General features: G+C 72.0%; 21 protein-coding genes. 11 read left to right on the top strand and 10 right to left on the bottom strand.

Annotated features, from left to right (window positions below; genetic code table 11):
• The first annotated feature begins 169 nt into the window (after window positions 1–169).
• Window positions 170–997, top strand: a complete 828-nt coding sequence (locus tag RI578_RS08900; RefSeq protein WP_310870604.1) for an enoyl-CoA hydratase family protein — start codon at window positions 170–172, stop codon at window positions 995–997.
• A gap of 4 nt (window positions 998–1,001) precedes the next feature.
• Window positions 1,002–3,383 carry a bifunctional salicylyl-CoA 5-hydroxylase/oxidoreductase gene (locus RI578_RS08895; protein WP_310870603.1) on the top strand — a complete coding sequence of 794 codons (2,382 nt, stop codon included), beginning with the start codon at window positions 1,002–1,004 and terminating at the stop codon, window positions 3,381–3,383.
• Here the strand turns inward: RI578_RS08895 and RI578_RS08890 are convergent.
• The 3 genes from RI578_RS08890 to RI578_RS08880 all read right to left on the bottom strand — a co-directional run bounded on the left by RI578_RS08890 (window position 3,371) and on the right by RI578_RS08880 (window position 6,930).
• A complete protein-coding gene (locus RI578_RS08890) occupies window positions 3,371–4,261 on the bottom strand; it encodes a sulfotransferase (protein ID WP_310870602.1) in 891 nt (296 codons plus the stop codon). The genes RI578_RS08895 and RI578_RS08890 overlap by 13 nt on opposite strands.
• Before the next feature lie 83 nt (window positions 4,262–4,344).
• Window positions 4,345–5,208: a PaaX family transcriptional regulator C-terminal domain-containing protein gene (locus RI578_RS08885; protein ID WP_310870601.1), complete on the bottom strand. Its 864-nt coding sequence runs from the start codon at window positions 5,206–5,208 to the stop codon at window positions 4,345–4,347.
• Window positions 5,209–5,223: 15 nt separating this feature from the next.
• On the bottom strand, window positions 5,224–6,930 hold the full coding sequence (locus RI578_RS08880; RefSeq protein WP_310875711.1) for an AMP-binding protein: 1,707 nt from the start codon (window positions 6,928–6,930) through the stop codon (window positions 5,224–5,226).
• A 64-nt stretch (window positions 6,931–6,994) separates the two neighbouring features.
• Between RI578_RS08880 and RI578_RS08875 the strand changes: the two genes are divergently transcribed.
• The 3 genes from RI578_RS08875 to RI578_RS08865 are packed head-to-tail and all read left to right on the top strand — an operon-like array spanning window position 6,995 to window position 9,417.
• Window positions 6,995–8,152: an acyl-CoA dehydrogenase family protein gene (locus RI578_RS08875; protein ID WP_310870600.1), complete on the top strand. Its 1,158-nt coding sequence runs from the start codon at window positions 6,995–6,997 to the stop codon at window positions 8,150–8,152.
• Entirely contained in the window at window positions 8,149–8,547 is a 399-nt protein-coding gene (locus RI578_RS08870) for a RidA family protein (protein WP_310870599.1), read from the top strand. Before RI578_RS08875 ends, RI578_RS08870 begins: the two co-directional genes overlap by 4 nt.
• Window positions 8,548–8,589: 42 nt before the next feature.
• Window positions 8,590–9,417, top strand: a complete 828-nt coding sequence (locus RI578_RS08865) for an alpha/beta hydrolase (protein ID WP_310870598.1) — start codon at window positions 8,590–8,592, stop codon at window positions 9,415–9,417.
• An 18-nt stretch (window positions 9,418–9,435) separates the two neighbouring features.
• Here the strand turns inward: RI578_RS08865 and RI578_RS08860 are convergent, their stop codons facing one another.
• Entirely contained in the window at window positions 9,436–9,645 is a 210-nt protein-coding gene (locus RI578_RS08860; RefSeq protein WP_310870597.1) for a DUF5999 family protein, read from the bottom strand.
• A gap of 275 nt (window positions 9,646–9,920) precedes the next feature.
• Here RI578_RS08860 and RI578_RS08855 point away from each other — a divergent pair, with 275 nt between their 5' ends.
• Window positions 9,921–10,364 (top strand): DUF6299 family protein, encoded by a 444-nt coding sequence (locus tag RI578_RS08855; protein WP_310870596.1) that lies wholly within the window; start codon window positions 9,921–9,923, stop codon window positions 10,362–10,364.
• 63 nt (window positions 10,365–10,427) lie between these two features.
• On the opposite strand, the gene RI578_RS08850 is transcribed toward RI578_RS08855, so the two are convergent.
• On the bottom strand, window positions 10,428–11,282 hold the full coding sequence (locus RI578_RS08850) for a DUF2637 domain-containing protein (protein WP_310870595.1): 855 nt from the start codon (window positions 11,280–11,282) through the stop codon (window positions 10,428–10,430).
• Between the two features lie 437 nt (window positions 11,283–11,719).
• On the bottom strand, window positions 11,720–12,142 hold the full coding sequence (locus RI578_RS08845; protein WP_310870594.1) for a MerR family transcriptional regulator: 423 nt from the start codon (window positions 12,140–12,142) through the stop codon (window positions 11,720–11,722).
• A 318-nt stretch (window positions 12,143–12,460) separates the two neighbouring features.
• On the opposite strand from RI578_RS08845, the gene RI578_RS08840 reads away from it, so the two are divergent.
• Both RI578_RS08840 and RI578_RS08835 read left to right on the top strand, forming a co-directional pair.
• Window positions 12,461–13,963 carry a SulP family inorganic anion transporter gene (locus RI578_RS08840; RefSeq protein WP_310870593.1) on the top strand — a complete coding sequence of 501 codons (1,503 nt, stop codon included), beginning with the start codon at window positions 12,461–12,463 and terminating at the stop codon, window positions 13,961–13,963.
• 80 nt (window positions 13,964–14,043) lie between these two features.
• Entirely contained in the window at window positions 14,044–14,349 is a 306-nt protein-coding gene (locus RI578_RS08835) for a PadR family transcriptional regulator (protein WP_310870592.1), read from the top strand.
• A 283-nt stretch (window positions 14,350–14,632) separates the two neighbouring features.
• On the opposite strand, the gene RI578_RS08830 is transcribed toward RI578_RS08835, so the two are convergent.
• The gene (locus tag RI578_RS08830) at window positions 14,633–15,907 is read right to left on the bottom strand and encodes an APC family permease (RefSeq protein ID WP_310870591.1); all 1,275 of its coding nucleotides are present in this window, start codon (window positions 15,905–15,907) and stop codon (window positions 14,633–14,635) included.
• 135 nt (window positions 15,908–16,042) lie between these two features.
• Window positions 16,043–16,471 carry an arsenate reductase ArsC gene (locus RI578_RS08825; protein WP_310870590.1) on the bottom strand — a complete coding sequence of 143 codons (429 nt, stop codon included), beginning with the start codon at window positions 16,469–16,471 and terminating at the stop codon, window positions 16,043–16,045.
• A gap of 93 nt (window positions 16,472–16,564) precedes the next feature.
• Here RI578_RS08825 and RI578_RS08820 point away from each other — a divergent pair, with 93 nt between their 5' ends.
• Together RI578_RS08820 and arsB are read left to right on the top strand one after the other, a co-directional pair.
• Window positions 16,565–16,873: a metalloregulator ArsR/SmtB family transcription factor gene (locus tag RI578_RS08820; RefSeq protein ID WP_310870589.1), complete on the top strand. Its 309-nt coding sequence runs from the start codon at window positions 16,565–16,567 to the stop codon at window positions 16,871–16,873.
• A complete protein-coding gene (gene arsB / locus RI578_RS08815; protein ID WP_310870588.1) occupies window positions 16,870–17,979 on the top strand; it encodes an ACR3 family arsenite efflux transporter in 1,110 nt (369 codons plus the stop codon). Before RI578_RS08820 ends, arsB begins: the two co-directional genes overlap by 4 nt.
• 55 nt (window positions 17,980–18,034) lie before the next feature.
• On the opposite strand, the gene RI578_RS08810 is transcribed toward arsB, so the two are convergent.
• Window positions 18,035–18,400: a metalloregulator ArsR/SmtB family transcription factor gene (locus tag RI578_RS08810; RefSeq protein ID WP_310870587.1), complete on the bottom strand. Its 366-nt coding sequence runs from the start codon at window positions 18,398–18,400 to the stop codon at window positions 18,035–18,037.
• 186 nt (window positions 18,401–18,586) lie between these two features.
• Between RI578_RS08810 and RI578_RS08805 the strand changes: the two genes are divergently transcribed.
• Window positions 18,587–19,951 carry an NAD(P)-binding domain-containing protein gene (locus RI578_RS08805; RefSeq protein ID WP_310870586.1) on the top strand — a complete coding sequence of 455 codons (1,365 nt, stop codon included), beginning with the start codon at window positions 18,587–18,589 and terminating at the stop codon, window positions 19,949–19,951.
• A gap of 34 nt (window positions 19,952–19,985) precedes the next feature.
• Here RI578_RS08805 and RI578_RS08800 read toward each other — a convergent pair whose 3' ends face one another.
• Window positions 19,986–20,705, bottom strand: a complete 720-nt coding sequence (locus RI578_RS08800; RefSeq protein WP_310870585.1) for a hypothetical protein — start codon at window positions 20,703–20,705, stop codon at window positions 19,986–19,988.
• Window positions 20,706–21,040 lie beyond the last annotated feature (335 nt).

The following is a 21,040-nucleotide window of genomic DNA, read 5'->3' as shown; positions in this document are numbered from 1 at the left end:
GGCACCTCGCGGGACCTTCGGCCCCGGTACGGGGCGGCCCATGACTTTCGGCGGACCGGTCTATCGCGCCCTCGTGACGACAGTCACGGATGGGTGATAGCTTCGAGACGTATCGAGACGTAGCGCTCAGTGAGGCCGAGGCCGTGCCCGCCCTAGGAGGCCGCCCGTCATGAGTCCCTTCACCGGCTCCGCCGCCCCCACCCCCGACTGGCGGCACCTGCGCGTCGATCGCACCGACGGCGTCGCCACCGTCACCCTCGCCCGCCCCGACAAACTCAACGCGCTCACCTTCGAGGCCTACGCCGACCTGCGGGACCTGCTCGCCGAGCTGTCCCGGGAGCGGTCCGTACGGGCGCTGGTGCTGGCCGGGGAGGGACGCGGCTTCTGCTCCGGCGGCGACGTCGACGAGATCATCGGCGCGACCCTGTCCATGGACACCGCCCAGCTGCTGGACTTCAACCGGATGACGGGCCAGGTGGTGCGGGCCGTACGGGAATGCCCGTTCCCGGTGATCGCCGCCCTGCACGGCGTCGCGGCCGGGGCGGGCGCGGTCCTCGCCCTGGCCGCCGACTTCCGGGTCGCCGACCCGTCCGCCCGCTTCGCCTTCCTCTTCACCCGCGTCGGCCTGTCCGGCGGCGACATGGGCGCCGCCTACCTGCTGCCCCGCGTCGTCGGCCTCGGCCACGCCACCCGGCTGCTGATGCTCGGCGAACCGGTCCGGGCGCCCGAGGCCGAGCGGATCGGTCTGATCAGCGAGCTGACCGACGAGGGCCGCGCCGACGAGGCCGCCCAGTCACTCGCCCGCCGCCTGGCCGACGGCCCGGCCCTGGCGTACGCCCAGACCAAGGCCCTCCTCACCGCGGAACTGGACATGCCGCTGGCGGCAGCGGTGGAACTCGACGCCTCGACCCAGGCCCTCCTGATGAACGGCGAGGACTACGCCGAGTTCCACGCGGCCTTCACGGAGAAGCGCCCCCCGAAGTGGCAAGGGAGGTAGGCGGATGCTCTCTCCCAAGGGCACCGCAGTTGCCCCAGGGGCGCGGGGAACTGCGCGACCAGCCACAACCCACCCGCAGCCGCACGACAAGAGCAACCACCCCCTACACGCGGCGATCGTCGGCGGCGGCCCCGGCGGCCTCTACACCGCCGCCCTCCTCAAACGCCTCGACCCCGCCCGCCAGGTCACCGTCTGGGAACGCAACGCCCCCGACGACACCTTCGGCTTCGGCGTCGTCCTCTCCGACGAGACCCTGGGCGGCATCGAACACGCCGACCCGGCGGTCTACGCGGCCCTCCAGGCCGACTTCGTCCGTTGGGACGACATCCACATCGTCCACCGAGGCACCCGTCAGACCTCCGGAGGACACGGTTTCGCCGCCCTCGGCCGCCGCCGCCTCCTGGAGATCCTGCACGAGCGCTGCCACGCCCTCGGCGTTGACCTGCGCTTCCGCACCGAGGCCCCGCCCCCGGACCGGCTGGCGCGGGAGTACGACCTGGTCGTCGCCGCCGACGGCGTACACAGCATCACCCGCGACGCCTACCGCGACGCGTTCCGGCCCACCCTCACCACCCACCGCTGCCGCTACGTCTGGCTGGCCGCCGACTTCGCCTTCGACGCCTTCCGCTTCGAGATCGCCGAGACCGAGCACGGCGTGATGCAACTGCACGGCTACCCGTATGCGGCCGACGCGTCGACCGTCATCATCGAGATGCGCGAGGAGGTCTGGCGGGCGGCCGGCTTCGACGAACTGGACGAAGCCGAATCCACCGCACGCTGCGCCAAGATCTTCGCCGACGCCCTCGGCGGCCGGCCGCTCAGGTCCAACAAGTCTGCCTGGACCACCTTCCGCACGGTGGTCAACGAACGCTGGTCGCACGGCAACACCGTCCTGGTCGGCGACGCCGCCCACACCGCCCACTTCTCCATCGGCTCCGGCACCAAGCTCGCCGTGGAGGACGCCCTCGCGCTCGCCGCCTGCCTGGAGGAACAGCCGTCGCTCCCCGAGGCACTCGCCGCCTACGAGGCCGAGCGGCGCCCCGTCGTCGCCTCCACCCAGCGGGCGGCCCGGGCCAGCCTGGAGTGGTTCGAGGACCTCTCCCGGTACCTCGGCCAGCCGCCCCGCCAGTTCGCCTTCAACCTGCTCACCCGGAGCCGCCGCGTCACCCACGAGAACCTGCGGCTGCGCGACGCCCGCTTCACCGGCTCCGTCGAGCGCGAGTTCGGCTGCCCGCCCGGCACGCCCCCGATGTTCACCCCGTTCCGGCTGCGCGGCCTGACCCTGCGCAACCGCGTCGTCGTCTCCCCGATGGACATGTACTCGGCCACCGACGGCGTCCCCGGCGACTTCCACCTGGTCCACCTGGGGGCCAGGGCCCTCGGGGGTGCCGGGCTGGTGATGACCGAGATGGTGTGCGTCAGCGAGGAGGGCCGCATCACCCCCGGCTGTGCGGGCCTGTACACCGGCCGGCAGGCCGAGGCGTGGAAGCGGATCACGGACTTCGTGCACGCGCAGGCGCCCGGCACCGCGATCGGCGTGCAGCTCGGGCACAGCGGGCGCAAGGGCTCGACCCGGCTGATGTGGGAGGGCATGGACGAACCGCTCCCCGACGGCAACTGGCCCCTCGTCGCCGCCTCCCCGCTGCCGTACAAGCCCGGCGGCCAGATCCCGCGCGAGCTGTCCCGGGCCCAGCTGACGGACATCCGGGAACAGTTCACGGCAGCCGCCGCCCGGGCCTCCCGGGCCGGTTTCGACCTGCTCGAACTGCACTGCGCCCACGGCTATCTGCTCTCCGGCTTCCTCTCCCCGCTCACCAACCACCGCACCGACGCCTACGGCGGCTCACTGGAGAAGCGGCTCCGCTTCCCGCTGGAGGTCTTCGACGCCGTACGCGGTGTGTGGCCCCAGGAGCGGCCCATGACGGTCCGCGTCTCCGCCACCGACTGGGCCGAGGGCGGCACCAGCGCCGAGGAGGCCGTGGCGGTCGCCCGCGCCTTCGCGGCGCACGGCGCCGACGCCGTCGACGTGTCCACGGGACAGGTCGTGGCCGACGAGCGGCCGGAGTTCGGGCGGTCGTACCAGACGCCGTACGCGGACCGTATCCGGCACGAGGCGGGCGTCCCGGTGATCGCCGTGGGCGCGATCTCCTCCTGGGACGACGTCAACTCGCTGATCCTGGCCGGCCGCACCGACCTGTGCGCCCTCGCCCGGCCGCACCTCTACGACCCGCACTGGACGCTGCACGCGGCGGCCGAGCAGGGCTACGAGGGGCCCGGTGTCGGGTGGCCCGCACCGTACCGGGCGGGCAGCCGCCGTCCGGTGACCGGACGCACCGACGTCCCCAAGCCCAGGCTGACGCTGCACGGTCCGCGTCAGGACGGGTAGCCCCAGGCCGCGCACATCGCGCGCAGCCGCTCGGGGATCTCGTCCTCCTTCGGCAGCGCGCGCCCCGGCTGCACGGTGCCGGTGCGGATGTTCTCGCGCCAGTCGCCGAGTCCGCGGACCAGCTCACGGCCGGTCTTCTTGCCGTAGTTCAGCATGGCCGGCGCGTAGTCGACGCCGAGGAACTCGCACAGGCGGCGCATCTCGCGCTCGGGGTCGTCGGTGATGTCCTCGTAGCGCACGGTGAAGCCGTCGGCGTCCGCGGTGCGGGCCTCCTCGACGGCCGTCATGTAGCGCAGCACGTCGGTGACGGCGGTCTCGAGCGGCCGCTTGACGGGGTCGGTCTCGTGCCAGGAACGGGCGATCGACTCGGGGTGGCGCAGCAGGAAGACGAAGCGCGCGTCGGGCCAGGCGTCCTTGAGGCGCCGGTACATGTACGCGTTGGCCGGGGTCTTCTCCACGATGAAGTCCTTGCCCGTCTTGACCAGTTCTCGGTGCATGACGCGGTCCCACAGCAGGTGCTCCAGGTCACCGCGCTCCAGACCGAGGGCGCCCATCGCGCGCTCGGAGAACCAGTTGGCGCACGTGACCTCCAGCCGGCCGATGTGCAGCTCGTGCGGGGCGTGCAGCCGCGGGTGGGCGCCCAGCATCATGCGCAGCAGCGTGGAGCCGGAGCGGATGGACGAGATGATGAAGACGGGCCGCCGCAGCAGCCGGTCGGTCGCCAGTTCCCCGGCCGACGGACATCGGTACGTGGCCGCCGGCCGCTCCGCGGGTTCCGGCGTGGCGGACCTCTTCCCCTTCGCCGCCTGGGGTGCTCTCCGCACCTGGAGGCCGGTGGTGGCGGTGAGGGCCCGGTTCAAGTTGCGCGCGAGACTCATGCGTCCGCACGGTAGGTGAGAAACCTGAGAAGAGGGTCTGAGAAGGCTGAGGGTTCCCTGATCGCGGAGAAGTGTGACGCGAGTCACTCGCCAGGAGTCATGGGCACCCCGGGCACCCCGGGCACCCCGGGCGCCGCGTAGACCGCGCCCGCGTCGCGCAGCCGCTCGTGCAGGGCCCGGAAGACGGCCGCCGAGCGCCTGCCCGGCCAGTCCTCGGGCAGCAGCCGGTCGGGCAGCCCCGGGTCGGCGTAGGGCAGGTGGCGCCAGGAGTCCAGGGCGAGGAGGTAGTCGCGGTAGGCATCCTCGGGCGGGGTGTCGGCCCGGCGCTCCCAGTCGTGCAGCACGCGCGCGTGGCGATCGAGGAACGCCTCGTGCTCCTTGGCGATCGCGGCCAGGTCCCACCACCGTGCCGCCGCCTCGGCGGTCGGCGTGAAGCCCAGGTGCTCACCCCGGAAGAAGTCCACGTACGAGTCCAGACCCAGGCGGCCCAGCGCGTGCCGGGTCTCCTCGTACAGGCGGGCCGGGGCGATCCACACGCCGGGGGCCGCGGTACCGAAGCCGAGGCCGGCCAGGCGGGAGCGGAGCACGTGCCGCTTCTGCCGCTCCGACTCGGGCACGGAGAAGACGGCGAGCACCCAGCCCTCGTCCTCGTAGGGTGACGTGGCGTAGATGCGCCGGTCGCCGTCCTCCAGCAACTGCCGTGCCTCGGTGGAGATCTCGTACCCGGCGGCGCCCTCGGCCGTACGTGCGGGCAGGAGCAGCCCGCGCCGCTTCAGCCGGGACACCGACGAGCGCACGGAGGGGGCGTCCACCCCGACCGCGGCCAGCAGCCGGATCAGCTCGGCGACGGGCACCGGGCCCGGCGCGAAACGTCCGTACGCGCCGTAGAGCGTGACGATCAGGGATCTCGGGGCGTGCTGCGCGTGCTGGTCGGACACGTTGATCATCTTATGTCCTCGGCATTACGCCTGGTCACTCCCGGGATGATCGGGCGGGGTCAGGAGCCGGTAACGCTGGAGCTTTCCCGTCGCCGTGCGCGGCAGCGCCTCCAGGAAGACGATCTCGCGCGGGCACTTGTACGGCGCCAGCTCGGAGCGGAGGAACGCGCGCAGCGCGTCGGCGTCCCGCTCGGCGCCCTCCTTCAGCACGGCGTGGGCCACTACGACCTGTCCGCGGTTCACGTCGGCCCGGCCCACCACCGCCGCTTCCACCACGTCCGGATGCCGGAGCAGCGCGTCCTCCACCTCCGGTCCGGCGATGTTGTACCCGGCGGAGATGATCATGTCGTCGGCGCGCGCCACGTACCGGAAGTACCCGTCGGGCTCGCGGACGTAGGTGTCGCCGGTGATGTTCCAGCCGTCGCGCACGTACTCCCGCTGCCGCGGATCGGCGAGATACCGGCAGCCCACCGGCCCGCGCACTGCCAGCAGCCCGGGTTCCCCGTCGGCCACCGGCGCGCCGTTCCCGTCCTGTACGCGCGCCTGCCAGCCCGGCACCGGAACACCCGTCGTGCCGGGCCTGATGTCCCCGTCGGCCGCGGAGACGAAGATGTGCAGCAGCTCGGTGGCGCCGATGCCGTTGATGACGCGCAGGCCGGTGCGCTCGTGCCAGGCCCGCCAGGTGGCCGCGGGCAGGTTCTCGCCCGCCGAGACGCAGCGGCGCAGGCATGTCACGTCGTACGCGTCCAGCTCGTCGAGCATCGCGCGGTACGCCGTCGGCGCGGTGAACAGCACCGACACCCGGTGCTCGGCGACGGCGGGCAACAGCTGCCGGGGACCCGCCTGTTCGAGGAGCAGCGCGCTCGCCCCGGCCCGCATCGGGAAGACCACCAGCCCGCCGAGCCCGAAGGTGAAGCCGAGCGGCGGGCTGCCCGCGAAGAGGTCGTCGGGGCGCGGCTTCAGCACGTGCTTGGAGAAGGTGTCGGCGATCGCCAGCACGTCGCGATGGAAGTGCATGCAGCCCTTGGGGCGCCCGGTGGTGCCCGAGGTGAAGGCGATCAGCGCCACGTCGTCGGCCGCGGTGTCCACGGCCGGGTACGGCGTGCCGGGCACCGTGCCGGCTTGCGTGCGCGTCAGCAGGTCGTCGGGCGCGTCCCCGCCGTACGTCGTGATCCGCAGCCCGGGAATCTCCGCCTTGGCGAGGTCGTCGACGGCCCGGACGTCGCACAGGGCGTGGCGCACCCGGGCGATCTCGCAGATGGCGCGCAGCTCGTGCGGGCGCTGCTGGGCCAGTACGGTGACCGCCACCGCGCCCGCCTTCAGCACCGCCAGCCAGCAGGCGGCCAGCCACGGGGTGGTGGGGCCGCGCAGCAGCACCCGGTTGCCCGGGACGACACCGAGGTCGCCGGTGAGGAGATGGGCGAGCCGGTCCACGCGGGCCCGCAGCCGGCCGTAGGACCAGTCGTCGCCGGACGCGGTGCGGAAGACCGGGCGGTCGTCGGGCGGGCCGGTGAGCAGCTCGGCGGCGCAGTTCAGCCGGGCGGGGTAGCGCAGCTCCGGCAGGTCGAAGCGGAGTTCGGGCCACTGGTCCGGGGGAGGGAGGTGCTCGCGCGCGAAGGTGTCGACGTGGGCGGAACGGTGCGGCTCCGCGCGGTGCGGATCTGCCATGGCGGTTCGCCCCCTTTGTCGTGGTGGGCTCGCGCAACGAGCGTATCGTGTTGGTGACGACAGTCAACGGTGCGCGATAACCTTGAGCGTGGCCCAGCGGGCAGGGGAGCAGGGGAAGGGACCGGCGATGACCGCATTCTCGCTCGAACCGGCACAACTCACCTGGTGTGCCGAGCTGCGCGCCCTCGCCGCCGAACGGCTGCGCCCGTTGGCCGAGAAGGGCGAACCGGGCCGCGTGAACCGTGCCCTCCTCGCCGAACTCGGCGCCCTCGGCCTGCTGCCCCGGCTGTTCACCTCGGGCGCGCTCGACCTGTGCCTGATGCGCGAGTCCCTCGCCCACGCCTGCACCGAGGCCGAGACCGCCCTCGCCCTCCAGGGCCTCGGCGCCCACCCGGTGCACGCCCACGGCACCGAGGCCCAGCGCGTCCGCTGGCTGCCCCGGGTGAGCGACGGCAGCGCGGTGGCCGCCTTCGCCCTCAGCGAGCCCGACGCCGGCTCGGACGCGGCGGCGCTGGGGCTCGCCGCGCACCCGGACACCCGGTCCGACGGCCGCACCGGCTGGCGGCTCACCGGCGAGAAGTGCTGGATCTCCAACGCCCCCGAGGCCGACTTCTACACCGTCTTCGCCCGCACCACCCCGGGCGCCGGCGCCCGCGGCGTCACCGCCTTCCTCGTGCCCGCCGACCGCCCCGGCCTCACCGGCACCCCGCTCGACATGCTCTCCCCGCACCCCATCGGCGCCCTCGGCTTCGACGCCGTACCCGTCACCGCCGACGACGTGCTCGGCGAGCCGGACCGCGGCTTCCGGGTCGCCATGGGGACCCTCAACCTGTTCCGCCCCAGCGTCGGCGCCTTCGCCGTCGGCATGGCGCAGGCCGCCCTGGACGCCACCCTCGCGCACACCGCCGCCCGCGACGCCTTCGGCGGCAAGCTGCGCGACCTCCAGACCGTCGCCCACCAGGTCGCCGAGATGGCCCTGCGCACCGAGGCGGCCCGCCTGATGGTGTACGCGGCGGCGACGGCGTACGACGAGGGCGCACCGGACGTCCCGCGGCGCGCCGCGATGGCGAAACTCCTCGCCACCGAGACCGCCCAGTACGTCGTCGACAAGGCTGTCCAACTGCACGGCGCCCGCGCTCTGCGCCGCGGCCACCTCCTCGAACACCTCTACCGCGAGGTGCGCGCCCCCCGCGTCTACGAGGGCGCGAGCGAGGTGCAACGCGGCATCATCGCCAAGGAGCTGTACCGAACGCTGGACTCGACGACCGAGGAGGCCGGGACATGACCGCCGAACGGGTGAACCCGCCCGAACTCTCCCCGCCCACCGGCTTCTCCCACGCCGTCGTCGCCACCGGCACCCGCGTCGTGTTCCTGGCCGGCCAGACCGCCCTCGACACCGACGGCAAGGTCACGGGAGACACCCTCCAAGCCCAGTTCGAGCTGGCCCTCACCAACCTGCTGACTGCCCTGCGCGCCGCCGGCGGCACCCCCGCCGACCTCGCCCGCGTCACCGTCTACGCCACGGACGTCGCCGCCTACCGCACCCACGCCGTCGACCTCGGCCGCACCTGGCGCGAGCTGGCCGGCCGCGACTACCCGGCGATGGCGGTCGTGGAGGTCGTACGCCTGTGGGACGAACGGGCGCTGGTGGAACTCGACGGATTCGCCGTACTGCCGTAGGCCCCACTGCCGTAAATCCCGCGCCCGCCCTAGAGTTCCGGCATGCCGGACATCGAACTGAGCGCGGGAACCATCGAGTACGAGGACACCGGCGGCGACGGCCCGGTCGTCGTCCTCCTCCACGGCCTCGTCCACGACGCGACCGTCTGGCGCGAGGTCCTCGCCGACCTGCGCACCGACCACCGGGTCATCGCGCCGACCCTGCCCTACGGCGCCCACCGCCGGGCCATGTCCCGGCCGCCCACGCCGGACCTCGTCAACGAACTGATCGCGGAGTTCCTCGACCGCCTCGACCTGACCGACGTCACCCTGGTCGAGAGCGACTGCGGACGGGCCCAGACGGTGGCGGCCCGGCACCCCGAACGCCTCGCGCGGCTGGCGCTCGTCGCCTGCGAGGCGTTCGACAACTACCCGCCGGGGCTGCCCGGGAAGATGATCGGCCTCGCCTGCCGGACACCCGGGGGCGTGTCCCTGCTGGTCCGCGTCCTCGGGCTGAAACCGCTGCGCCGCCTGCCCGTCGGCATCGGCGCGCTCACCAAGCGGCCCGTGCCGGACGCGGTCGTCGACGGCTGGCTGCGCCCGCTGCGCACCGACCCGGCCGTCCGGCGCGACTTCCGGCACTACAACACCCACGTCCGCCGCGACGAACTGCTGGAGGCGGCCCAGGGATTGCGGAGGTTCGACCGGCCCGCGCTCGTGGTCTGGGCGATCGAGGACCTGATGATGCCCCGCGCCCACGGCCGGCGCCTGGCCGAACTCCTCCCGAAGGGGCGGCTGGTGGAAGTGGAGGACGCCCGGACGCTGATCGCCGAGGACCAGCCGGAGCTGCTCGCCTCCCTGCTGCGGGAGTTCATCGCCGAGAAGGCCTGAGCGCCCCCCGCGGGGCGCTCAGGCCGCCATCGCCAGGCGCCCCGCGGTCACCCGGTGCGGCGCGACGACCCGGCCGTCGGGCCGCAGCTCGCCGGTGTCGTCGAAGACGATCGTGCCGTCGCACAGCAGGTTCCACCCCTGTTCGGGGTGGGCGGCGACGACGTGCGCGGTCACGCTCCGCGCGGCGGGGGAGCCGGCTGCGGGGCAGGAAGGCCGGTGGGTACACATGGCGCACCTCCACGTCGGGAGACCGTCCCGTCCTCGGGACCGTCGCATGTACAGACCGTGCGCCCGGCGGGAAGTCATCGCCAATACCGGGGCGGCAAGCGTGACAACACCCGGACGACCCGGCGACGGTTCCGCGACGGCCGACGCGGACTCGCCACCGACGCGGACTCGCCACCGAAGGGGACTCGCCACCGAAGGGGTGACGGTCACCGCCGTCGGCCCGTCCGCCCGGTACCAGTGGAACCCCCCATTCCGACCGACCGGGAGGTCCCCCCATGCCCGTACGATCCGCGGCCCTCGCCACGGCCGCCGGCGCCGCCCTGCTCCTGCTGGCCGCCCCCGCCGCGACCGCGGCCCCCCACGACGCCCGTCACGTCACGGAGTCGGTGACGGTCGACCCGACCGGACGTCTCGCCGCGGACGGCACCGTCACCCTCTCCGGCACCTACCGGTGCACCGCCGGCACCGGCCCCGTCTTCGTCAGCTCCACGGTGAGCCAGAGCGAGCCGTCCGTCCGGCACGGCATCGGCGGTACCCGCGCGGTCTGCGACGGCCTGGAGCACCGCTGGGTCAACACGGGCACGCCCTCCGGGAACGCCCTGAAGCCCGGCGCGGCCCACGTGGAGGCCACCCTGATGGAGCTGCGGCCCATGGGCGGTCTGCCGCTCCCGAGCTTCCACGCACGGCACGGCCAGGACGTGACCCTGACCGAGGGCTGACCGGCCGAGGCCCGCGGGCCCCGGGTCCCGCACCGACCGACCGCCGATGCGGGACCCGCCCGGTCAGGGCCGCTTCCGGGCCCCGGTGTCGGACCGCGGCGAGTGCGGGGGATGCCGCCGCTGATTGGGCAGGGACACCGCGTCCGGGACCGCGGGTCTCTCCGCGTCGTCGCCCGGTTCCGGCGTGGACGGGGGGCGCTGGCGGTGGCGCGGCACCGCTCGCCGGGGCGGACGGGTGAGCGTGATCTGGCGGACGATCTGCTGGAAGCAGACCAGCGACGCCAGGCCCGGCAGGGCCGCGGCCGCACCGTCGCCCAGTGTTCTGGGCGCCTGGGCGATGCACAGCAGCATCGCGATGGCGGAGAACAGCAGGACCACGGCCCACGAGTGGACCGCGCGACGTTGGTGCAACGCGGACCGCAGGACGGCCAGCGACGCCACCAGCCAGGGCCCGTACACCAGCAGCGGCCACCAGGACACGACGCTGCCGCGCGTGCGGGTCACGGCTGCCAGGCGCAGCGGTTCGTAGGCCACCATGCCGCCGAACAGGCTCACGGAGGCCGCGATGACCGCGGCGAGCGCCGCGACGAAAAGACTTGCGGCGCGTAGCCGGCTCACCTTCGTCCTGCGGACTCTGCGGTGGCTCGCGGGGGATTCTCTCAACGGTGGCAGTTCCGCCGTGATTTCCTGCAAATTGCTCAGTGGCGTGCCCGGCACGGGGGCGATCGCCGATGTTTCCGTCGTCCCGTGAACAATGGTGGTCCGCTGTTCCATCGCGTCCTGGAGCAGGAACGCGAGTTCTTCGGCCGGGTCCCAGCCGGGTTCCGGCGGGACCAGGGTCTCCTGGAAAGCTTCCTCGGGCGCCCGGTGCCGGCCGGGGCCGCCCGCGGACCGGAACGAGCCTTCGCCGTAGGGCATGTGATGGTGGGTCTGTTCCTCGTACACGATGCCCGGGTCACTCCGCCCGGGTGCAGTTCAGGGACGCCTGGGACCGTCCCCAGCGCTCGGCGAGGCTGGTTTCCAGCTCGGTCATGACATCCAGGAAGCGTTGCAGTACGGGCTCGGTCACACGGAGCGGGACGGGGAGCCCGCCTCTGGTCAGAGTTCCGTCGCTCGGTGACGGACAGTGGTTTCTGCCGGGCCGGTAAATGTACGGCCCAAGCGTCACCAATTCCCCGTATTCCTCTGTCATATCCGAAGTAACGTCTGCCTACTCCGTCGGATGCGCGGCAGTCGAGTGAACGGTTTCTGCGATACTTACCCAATCTGAATTCACACCGGCTCGACAGTAGCGCTGTAGGAAAAGCGGGAAATGCCGCGCGAGTGCCGAGCTACCCCGTGTGAGCGACGAGTCGCTACCGCTGGGTCAGACTTCCGGACTCGTTCGCCAGCCGTTGCTGGAGCGTGGCGGCGAAGTCCTCGGCCATCGCCAGCCGGGCGCGCAGCGTCTCACAGCGCGCGTCGGCCACCTTCCGGTAGGAGTCCAGCCGTTCCCGCAGCAGCTCCCTCTCCTCTCCGGTGGGAGGGTCTTCGGAAGCGGCGAGCCGGTCGGTGATCTCCAGCAGGTCCCGCATCTCGTCCAGGGAGAAATCGAGCGGCTTCATGCGGCGGATCACCATCAGCCGGTCGACGTCCGCGGCCGTGTAGAGCCGGAAGCCCCCCTTGCTGCGGGCCGAGGGAACGACCAGGCCGACTTCCTCGTAGTGACGGATGGTGCGCAGCGACAAACCGGTCCGCTCGGCCACCTGGCCGATCTGCATCTGCCGGTGTTCCGTCATCGCTGAGCCATCTCCCTCTGTCGTCCGTTCGCACTCTGCCCTCACGTCAGGGTAGAGTTGCGGGCGTGTTCGTCCCCGCCGGCTCAGTGCGCGGTAGGGGCGGAACCGCCGCGGCACAGGCCCCGACGGGCCTCTGACGGCACCAAGACTTCCAGGCAATGATGCCCGACCGGTGGCCGAGGGGCTGCCGCCCTGTCCGGCAAGGCCCCCGCCGAAGCGGCCGGGCCGCCGGGGGATTCCGCACCCAGGTGGGATCACGTACACCCCGCGCGTGTGTCCAGCGGCAACGGACGCGCGCGCCTGAACAGGAACGGTTGCATGTCCTCACCGCTGTCCGCAGCTCCCAGGTTCCGCATGTCCAAGCCCGACTGGCTTGCCTCTCCGAAGGTCCTGCGCACCGAGGTGCTGGCCGGCCTGGTCGTGGCCCTGGCGCTCATCCCGGAGGCCATCTCCTTCTCGATCATCGCCGGTGTCGACCCCAGTATCGGACTGTTCGCCTCGTTCACCATGGCGGTCGTGATCTCCGTGGTGGGGGGCCGCAAGGCGATGATCTCCGCCGCCACCGGCGCGGTCGCCCTGGTCATCGCCCCCCTCAACCATGAGTACGGGCTGGGCTACCTGGTCGCCGCCGTCATCCTGGCCGGTGTCTTCCAGGTGATCCTCGGCGCCCTCGGTGTGGCCAGACTGATGCGGTTCGTCCCCCGCTCGGTGATGGTCGGCTTCGTCAACGCCCTGGCCGTCCTGATCTTCATGGCCCAGGTGCCGGAGATGCACGACGTCCCCTGGGCCGTCTACCCGCTCATCGCGGCCGGTCTGGCCCTCATGGTGTTCTTCCCCAAGGTCACCAAGGTGGTTCCGGCGCCGCTGGTCTCCATCATCGTGCTGACCGTGATCACCGTCGCGGCCGGTATCGCCGTCCCCACGGTCGGCGACAAGGGCGAGCTGCCCTCCTCCCTGCCCGTTCCCGGCCTGCCGGACGTCCCGTTCACCATGGACACGCTGACGACCATCGCGCCCTACGCCCTCGCCATGGCGCTGGTGGGCCTGATGGAGTCGCTGATGACGGCCAAGCTCGTCGACGACATCACCGACACCCGCTCGAACAAGACCCGCGAGTCCGTCGGCCAGGGCATCGCCAACATCGTCACCGGCTTCTTCGGTGGCATGGGCGGCTGCGCCATGATCGGCCAGACCATGATCAACGTGAAGGTGTCCGGCGCCCGTACCCGCCTGTCCACCTTCCTGGCCGGCTCCTTCCTCATGGTGCTGTGCATCGTCTTCGGCCCGGTCGTCTCCGACATCCCCATGGCGGCCCTCGTCGCCGTCATGGTCATGGTCTCGGTCGGTACGTTCGACTGGCACTCCGTCCGGCCCAGGACCCTCAAGCGCATGCCGCTGGGCGAGACCGTCGTCATGGCGATCACGGTGATCGTCGTGGTCGCCACCGACAACCTCGCCGTCGGCGTCGTCGTCGGCTCCGTCACCGCGATGATCATCTTCGCCAAGCGCGTCGCCCACCTGGCCAACGTCTCCGGCGTGGTCGACCCCGACGGCAAGCAGGTCGTCTACTCGGTCACCGGTGAGCTGTTCTTCGCCTCCTCCAACGACCTCGTCCACCAGTTCGACTACAAGGACGACCCCGACGACGTCGTCATCGACATGTCCGGTACCCACATCTGGGACGCCTCTTCCGTCGCGGCCCTGGACGCCATCGAGACCAAGTACGCCCAGCGCGGCAAGAAGGTCACCTTCACCGGCCTCAACGAGCCCAGCGCCGACATGCACGAGAGGCTGGCCGGACAGCTCACCGGCGGCCACTGAGGCAGCGGTCCGCCAGGACGGCACCGGGCGTAGAATCGGGCCCCGATATCGGATTCGTCACTGCCGGAGGTGGGCCCACGGTGCGGGAGTTCCAGCGGGGCGCGGTGCGGCTGCACATCCTTCACCATGCGTCCGAGGAGGAGATCCACGGCGCGTGGATGGCCGAGGAACTGGCCCGGCACGGCTACCGGATCAGCCCCGGCACGCTGTATCCGACACTGCACCGGCTGGAGGCCGACGGGCTTCTGGTCTCCGAGCAGCGCGTCGTCGACGGGCGCGCCAGGCGGGTCTACCGCGCCACGGAGGCCGGGGGGCAGGCCCTCGCCGAGGACCGCAGGGCCCTGGCGGAGCTGGCCCGGGAGGTCCTTGGCGGGGAGATGCCGTAGGAGCCTGGCCGTGGGCCGTGGGCCGTGGGCCGTGGCCGCCGGTCGTTAGTCGCCCGTCGCCCGTCGCCCGTCGCCCGTCGCCCGTCGCCGGTCGCCGGTCGCCGGTCGCCCGTCGCCGGTCGCCGGTCGCCCGTCGCCGGTCGTTAGTCGCCCGTCGCCCGTCGCCCGTCGCCCGTCGCCCGTCGCCCGTCGCCCGTCGCCCGTCGCCCGCCGACGGCGCGAGGTCTGGGCCGCGCGTGCCCGTCCGGGCGGGCTGCCCCTACGGCCTGCGGGCGGGCTGCGCCTACCGCCTGCGGGCGGTGATCGACCGGCGTACCCAGTAGGCGACGCCACCGGCCACCAGCACCGCGGCCCCGGCGACGACCGAGGCCGACGGCAGGGCGAAGGCCAGTGCCAGGCAGCCGATCAGACCGACAGCGGGGACCAGGCGGGGCGGGCGGCCCTCGCCGGGGCCGAGGGTCCAGGCGGAGGCGTTGGCGACGGCGTAGTAGGCCAGCACGCCGAAGGAGGAGAACCCGATCGCGTCGCGCACGTCCACCGTCGCCGCGACCACGGCCACTACGGCGCCGACTGCCAGCTCGGCCCGGTGCGGCACCTTGAACCTCGGGTGGACCGCGGCGAGCGCGTGCGGCAGGTGCCGGTCGCGGGCCATGGCCAAGGTGGTGCGGGACACGCCGAGGACCAGCGCGAGCAGCGAACCGAGCGCCGCGACGGCGGCGCCGGCCCGTACGACGGGCGCGAGCCAGCCGACGCCCGCGGCCTCTGCCGCGTCCGACAGCGGTGCCGTGGCGTCCGCAAGTCCCTCGGTGCCGAGCACTGTCACAACGGCCATGGCGACGAGGGCGTAGACGACCAGGGTGATGCCGAGTGCGAGCGGGATCGCCCGGGGGATGGTGCGGGCGGGGTCGCGGACCTCTTCGCCGAGCGTGGCGATGCGCGCGTACCCGGCGAAGGCGAAGAACAGCAGGCCCGCCGCCTGGAGCACCCCGCCGAAGGAGGCGCCCGAGCCGATGTGCAACCGCCCGGTGTCGGACTCGCCGGAGGTGAGGGCGGCGACGACCACGGCGGCGAGCACGGCGAGGACGACCGCGACGATCGCGCGCGTGAGGAGGGCGGACTTCTGCACGCCCGTGTAGTTCACGGCCGTCAACGCCACCACCGCCGCGACCGCGACCGCGTGCGCCTGCCCGGGCCACACGTAGGAGCCGACCGTGAGTGCCATCGCCGCGCAGGAGGCGGTCTTGCCGACGACGAAGGCCCAGCCGGCCAGGTAGCCCCAGAAGTCGCCCAGGCGTTCACGGCCGTAGACGTAAGTGCCTCCGGAGGCCGGGTAGCGGGCGGCCAGCCGGGCGGAGGAGGTCGCGTTGCAGTACGCGACCACGGCAGCCAGGGCCAGGCCCAGCAGCAGACCGGACCCGGCCGCCTGTGCCGCCGGGGCGAGCGCGGCGAAGATCCCCGCGCCGATCATCGAGCCGAGGCCGATCACCACGGCGTCGGGCACACCGAGCCTGCGCCGCAACTCGTCCGGCAGACCGGTGGCGGTCGATGGCTTGCTCATGGGCACACTCCTCGGCGACCGAGGCCCGCACTTTACGGGCCCCGATATCGGGAGACGATATATGAGTCCCCGAGGGAACCCCAGAGCCGCAGCCCGCACGTTCCGCGAGGAAGTCCTCGGCCTCGGCCGTGGTCGTCAGCGGGCCACCGCCGACGACGGCGGCTCCGGCGCGATCTCCTCGATCAGGCCCTCGACCAGCACCCTGATCTCGTCGCGGATGGGACGGACGGCCTCGACGCCCTGACCTGCCGGGTCCGCCAACCGCCAGTCCAGGTACCGCTTGCCGGGGAAGACGGGGCAGGTGTCGCCGCAGCCCATGGTGATGCAGACGTCGGACTCCCGCACCGCGTCCACGGTGAGCATCTTGGGTACCTCGGCGGAGATGTCGATGCCGATCTCGCGCATGGCCTCGACGGCGGCGGGGTTGACGTGGTCGCCGGGGTTCGAGCCGGCGGAGCGGACCTCGACGCGGTCCCCGGCCAGGTGGGTCAGCCACGCGGCGGCCATCTGCGAGCGGCCGGCGTTGTGGACACAGACGAACAGCACGGAGGGCTGGTCGGACATCAGGAGGTCTCTCTACTCTCGTGACGGCATCAGGCGCGGAATGACTTCAGCACCCGGTGGTGTCAGCCACCACTGATGTGAAAGTATCAGCACATGATGACGTCAGTCGACACTGATCTGATCCGGGTTCTGGCGGATCCGCTCAGGCTGCGAATCGTGACCCTGCTCGCCGAAGAGACGCTGTGCACCACCCACCTCGTGGAGGAGACCGGTGCCCGGCAGACCAACCTCTCCAACCATCTGAGAGTGCTGCGCGAGGCCGGGGTCGTCGAGACGGAGCCGTGCGGCCGCTACACGTACTACAAGCTCCGCCCGGACGTCATCGCCTCGCTCGCCGGCCGGTTCGCCGATCTGGCCGAGTCCGCACGTCGTGCCGCCGACAACAAGAGGGCCTGCCCGTGACCCGCACCGAAGCACCCGCGACGACCGCCGAGGAGTCCTCCGTCGTCGCGAAGCTGTCGACGCTCGACCGCTTCCTCGCCGTCTGGATCCTCATCGCCATGGCGGTGGGCCTCGGCCTGGGACGCATGGTCCCCGGTATGAACGACGCCCTCGCGCACCTGGAGGTCGGCGGGATCTCCCTGCCGATCGCACTGGGCCTGCTGGTCATGATGTACCCGGTACTGGCCAAGGTCCGCTACGACAGGCTCGACGCCGTCACCGGCGACAAGAGGCTGATGGTCTCCTCGCTGGTCATCAACTGGCTGGTCGGCCCGGCCATCATGTTCGCGCTGGCCTGGATCTTCCTGCCGGACCTGCCCGAGTACCGCACCGGCCTGATCATCGTCGGCCTGGCCCGCTGCATCGCCATGGTCATCATCTGGAACGACCTCGCGTGCGGTGACCGCGAGGCCGCCGCCGTCCTGGTCGCCCTCAACTCGGTCTTCCAGGTCATCGCGTTCGGGCTGCTCGGCTGGTTCTACCTCGACCTGCTGCCCCAGTGGCTCGGCCTCGGTGACGGACAGGGCCTCGACGTTTCCGTGTGGAAGATCGCGCTCAACGTCGTCGTGTTCCTCGGCATCCCGCTCCTCGCCGGGTTCCTCACCCGCCGCATCGGCGAGGAGAGGATGGGGCGCGAGAGCTACGAGCGGAAGTTCCTGCCGAAGATCGGCCCCTGGGCGCTCTACGGCCTGCTCTTCACGATCGTCGTCCTCTTCGCCCTGCAGGGGAAGACCATCACCTCGCAGCCCCTCGACGTCGTGCGCATCGCGCTGCCACTGCTGGTGTACTTCGCCGTCATGTGGGCCGGGACCTTCCTGCTGGGCAAGGCGATCGGCCTCGCCTACGACCGGACGGCCACCCTCGCCTTCACCGCCGCCGGCAACAACTTCGAGCTGGCCATCGCCGTCGCCATCGCCACCTTCGGCGTGACCTCCGGCCAGGCCCTCTCGGGCGTCGTGGGACCCCTCATCGAGGTGCCCGTACTGATCGGCCTCGTCTACGTGTCCCTGGCCTGGCGCAAGAGGTTCGCCCCGTCCGCCGTCACCACCGCGGGAAGGGACTGCTGACGAGGGGACTGCTGACGAAGGGACTACTGACCCCCTGCGCTCCTCGCCGGGTGGACTACCGGACGGCCAGCAACTGCCCCATGGCCGCCAGCACCGACGGTTCGACGCGGTAGTAGACCCAGGTTCCGCGCCGCTCGGAGGTGAGCAGCCCGGCCTCCTTGAGCTTCTTCAGGTGGTGGGAGACGGTCGGCTGGGAGACGCCGACGTCGGAAACGTCGCAGACGCACGCCTCACCGCCCTCATGCGAGGCAACCGCCGAGAACAGCCGCAGCCGTACCGGGTCCCCGAGCGCCTTGAACATCCGCGCGGTCCGCTCGGCTTCCTCGGCGGTGAAGGGGCGCTCGCTCAGCGGCGGGCAGCACGGCACCGCGGCGCCGGGGGCCTCGGTTTCCAGAAGCGGCAGTGCCGGGACATTCGACATACGTCTATGTTGACACACGTCGAACCAATGCCGACCCCTCCTGTCTCTTGATTAGATGAATATCTATCTTGACGTTCATCGAAGCAGGTGCCACGCTGGCCGCACAAGCCATTGACGGTTATCGAAGCAAGGACCGCCCCCCCCACCCCGCCCGCCCGCGCCCAAGAAACCGAAGGAACCACCGCCATGGACAAGCAGCACCTGCCCGTCGTGGTCATCGGAGCCGGCCCGATCGGCCTGGCCGCCGCCGCACACCTCGTCGAACGCGGCCTGGAACCCCTGGTCCTGGAGGCCGGCGTGTCCGCCGGAAGTGCCGTCCGTGACTGGTCGCACGTCCGCCTGTTCTCGACGTGGGCCGAGGTCACCGACCCGGCGGCCGAGAAGCTGCTCGCCCCGACCGGCTGGGTCCGCCCCGAAGGTACGACCTACCCGACCGGCGGTGACTGGGCCGAGCGCTACCTCCAGCCGCTCGCCGACATCCTCGGCGACAAGGTCCGCTACGGAGCGTGGGTCAGCGGCGTGGCCCGCGCCGGGCGGGACCGGATCGTCGACTCCGGCCGGGACGAGCAGCCCTTCACCGTGCACATCGAGACGGCGGACGGCGGCGAGGAGCGCGTCACCGCCCGCGCCGTCATCGACGCCTCCGGCACCTGGTCCGTACCCGGCCCGATGGGCGCGAACGGCCTCCCCGCCCTCGGCGAGAGGGCGGCGGCCGACCACATCGCCCACCGCGTCCCGGACCTGAAGGACCCGGCCGTACGAGCCCGGTACGCGGGCAAGCGCACAGCGGTCGTCGGCTCCGGCGCCTCCGCCTTCACCGCCCTCGCTGTGCTGTCCGACCTGGCCGGAGAGGATGCGGACACGCACGCGGTGTGGGTCCTGCGCCGGAGCATCGGCGACGCCACGTACGGCGGCGGCGAGGCCGACCAGCTCCCGGCCCGCGGCGCCCTCGGCCTGCGAGCCAAGGCGGCGGTGGAGGCGGGACACGCGAGCACCGCCACCGGATTCCGCACGGAGGCCGTCGAGCGGGACGGCGACCGACTGGTCCTCGTCGCCGAGGACGGCCGCCGCCTGGACCCGGTCGACGAGATCATCGTCCTGACCGGATTCCGCCCCGACCTCTCCTTCCTCTCCGAACTCCGCCTCGGCCTCGACGAGCGCCTCCAGGCCCCGACCGCACTCGCCCCGCTGATCGACCCGAACGCCCACTCCTGCGGCACGGTCTATCCGCACGGGGTGAAGGAACTCTCCCACCCGGAACAGGGCGTGTACCTGGCCGGCATGAAGTCCTACGGCCGCGCCCCCACGTTCCTCGCCATGACCGGCTACGAGCAGGTCCGCTCCATCGCCGCCGCCCTGGCCGGAGACCACGAGGCGGCCGAGCGAGTGGAGCTGACCCTGCCGGAGACCGGAGTCTGCGGCGGCGCGGGCCTGTTCGACGAACCCGACGCCGCGCAGAGCGGGGAGGGCGACGAGGGCGGCGGTTGCTGCGCGGCCCCCGCCACGCTGAGCATCGGCACCGGTACCCCCGCCTCCTCCGGCGGCTGCTGAACCCTCGCCCACGCAAGGGGGTCGGCCCTGGCCCTCAGTGTTCACGAAGCTCAGCAGTCTTCCGCGGATCGTCCGCGAGAATGCCGGCCGCGAGCCGCCGTACCTGCTCCTCCACGGACCGATCGTGGGTGACGAACAACTCGTACCCGTAGGAACATGAACGTTCCCCCGACGCCCGGACCTGACGAAACTCGACATCGACGCCCTCGGGGCTGGTCAGCTCCTCGGGAACGTCGGGCTCCTCACGCCGTGGCCGGACACTCGTCAGGACGCAGCCCCACTGCTCGAACCAGCCACTGCCCGCAAGAGTCCGCTCGAGCAGCCGGGCGATGGTGTCCACCGGCTCCTCCCAACTGCGGTCCGCCGCGGCCCGCGCGAGTTCGGCTTCGTACTGGGCAGCACTGAAGCAGACATCCGCGGGCAAGGCGGTGACATCGCTGGTGTTCTCCCAGGCGTCCCAGATCACCCGGTCGCCCTCGCGGCGCATGGTGACGTACAGGGCGCCGCAGCAGCCGGCGGTGCAGGTCGGCTCGGTGATCTTGACCCTGCGCGGCTCCTCCGTGACCGCCAGCGGCCAGCTCTCGGCCGGGCCTGTCCAGTGCCGGCAACTGAGTGCGAGCCCTTCCGGATGGACTTCCCTCAGAACGTCCACGCCGTCGATCAGAGGTCGCACCTCGGCCCAGGGGTCCGCCGCCCAGTCGTCCGGAATCCTGTGCCGCAGAGTCAAGTTACTGATCGCCAACTGATCGGTCACACTCACATGATCGTCTGACGCCGCGCAGCCGCATACTCATTTCCCGGGCCTGAGAAGCCCCAAGCCTTTCCGATGCTCCGGAGAGACTGGCCAGGGCCATGACCTGCGGCGATGGCCGGTCGCGGGCGCTGGCCTGTGCGCATGGGCCTTCGGTTGCTTCACCCTCGCACCGGTATTGGACTTGCCGGCCGCGCCCGAGCCGACCGTCCCCACTGAGCGCCGCTCAGTTCCTTCTGTGCATCGTCCAATTGGAGCGTCCGGCCAACGGCCCATCACGAAGCGTGCAACTCGCGTCACCCCCTCACCAGTCACTTGCCCACGTCGGCCACGCGGGC

Source organism: Streptomyces sp. BB1-1-1 (assembly GCF_031597775.1).
GTDB classification, from domain to species: Bacteria; Actinomycetota; Actinomycetes; order Streptomycetales; family Streptomycetaceae; genus Streptomyces; species Streptomyces thinghirensis.
The sequence above is the reverse complement of the archived record's forward strand: the minus strand, read 5'-3'. Positions and strand labels throughout refer to the sequence as shown.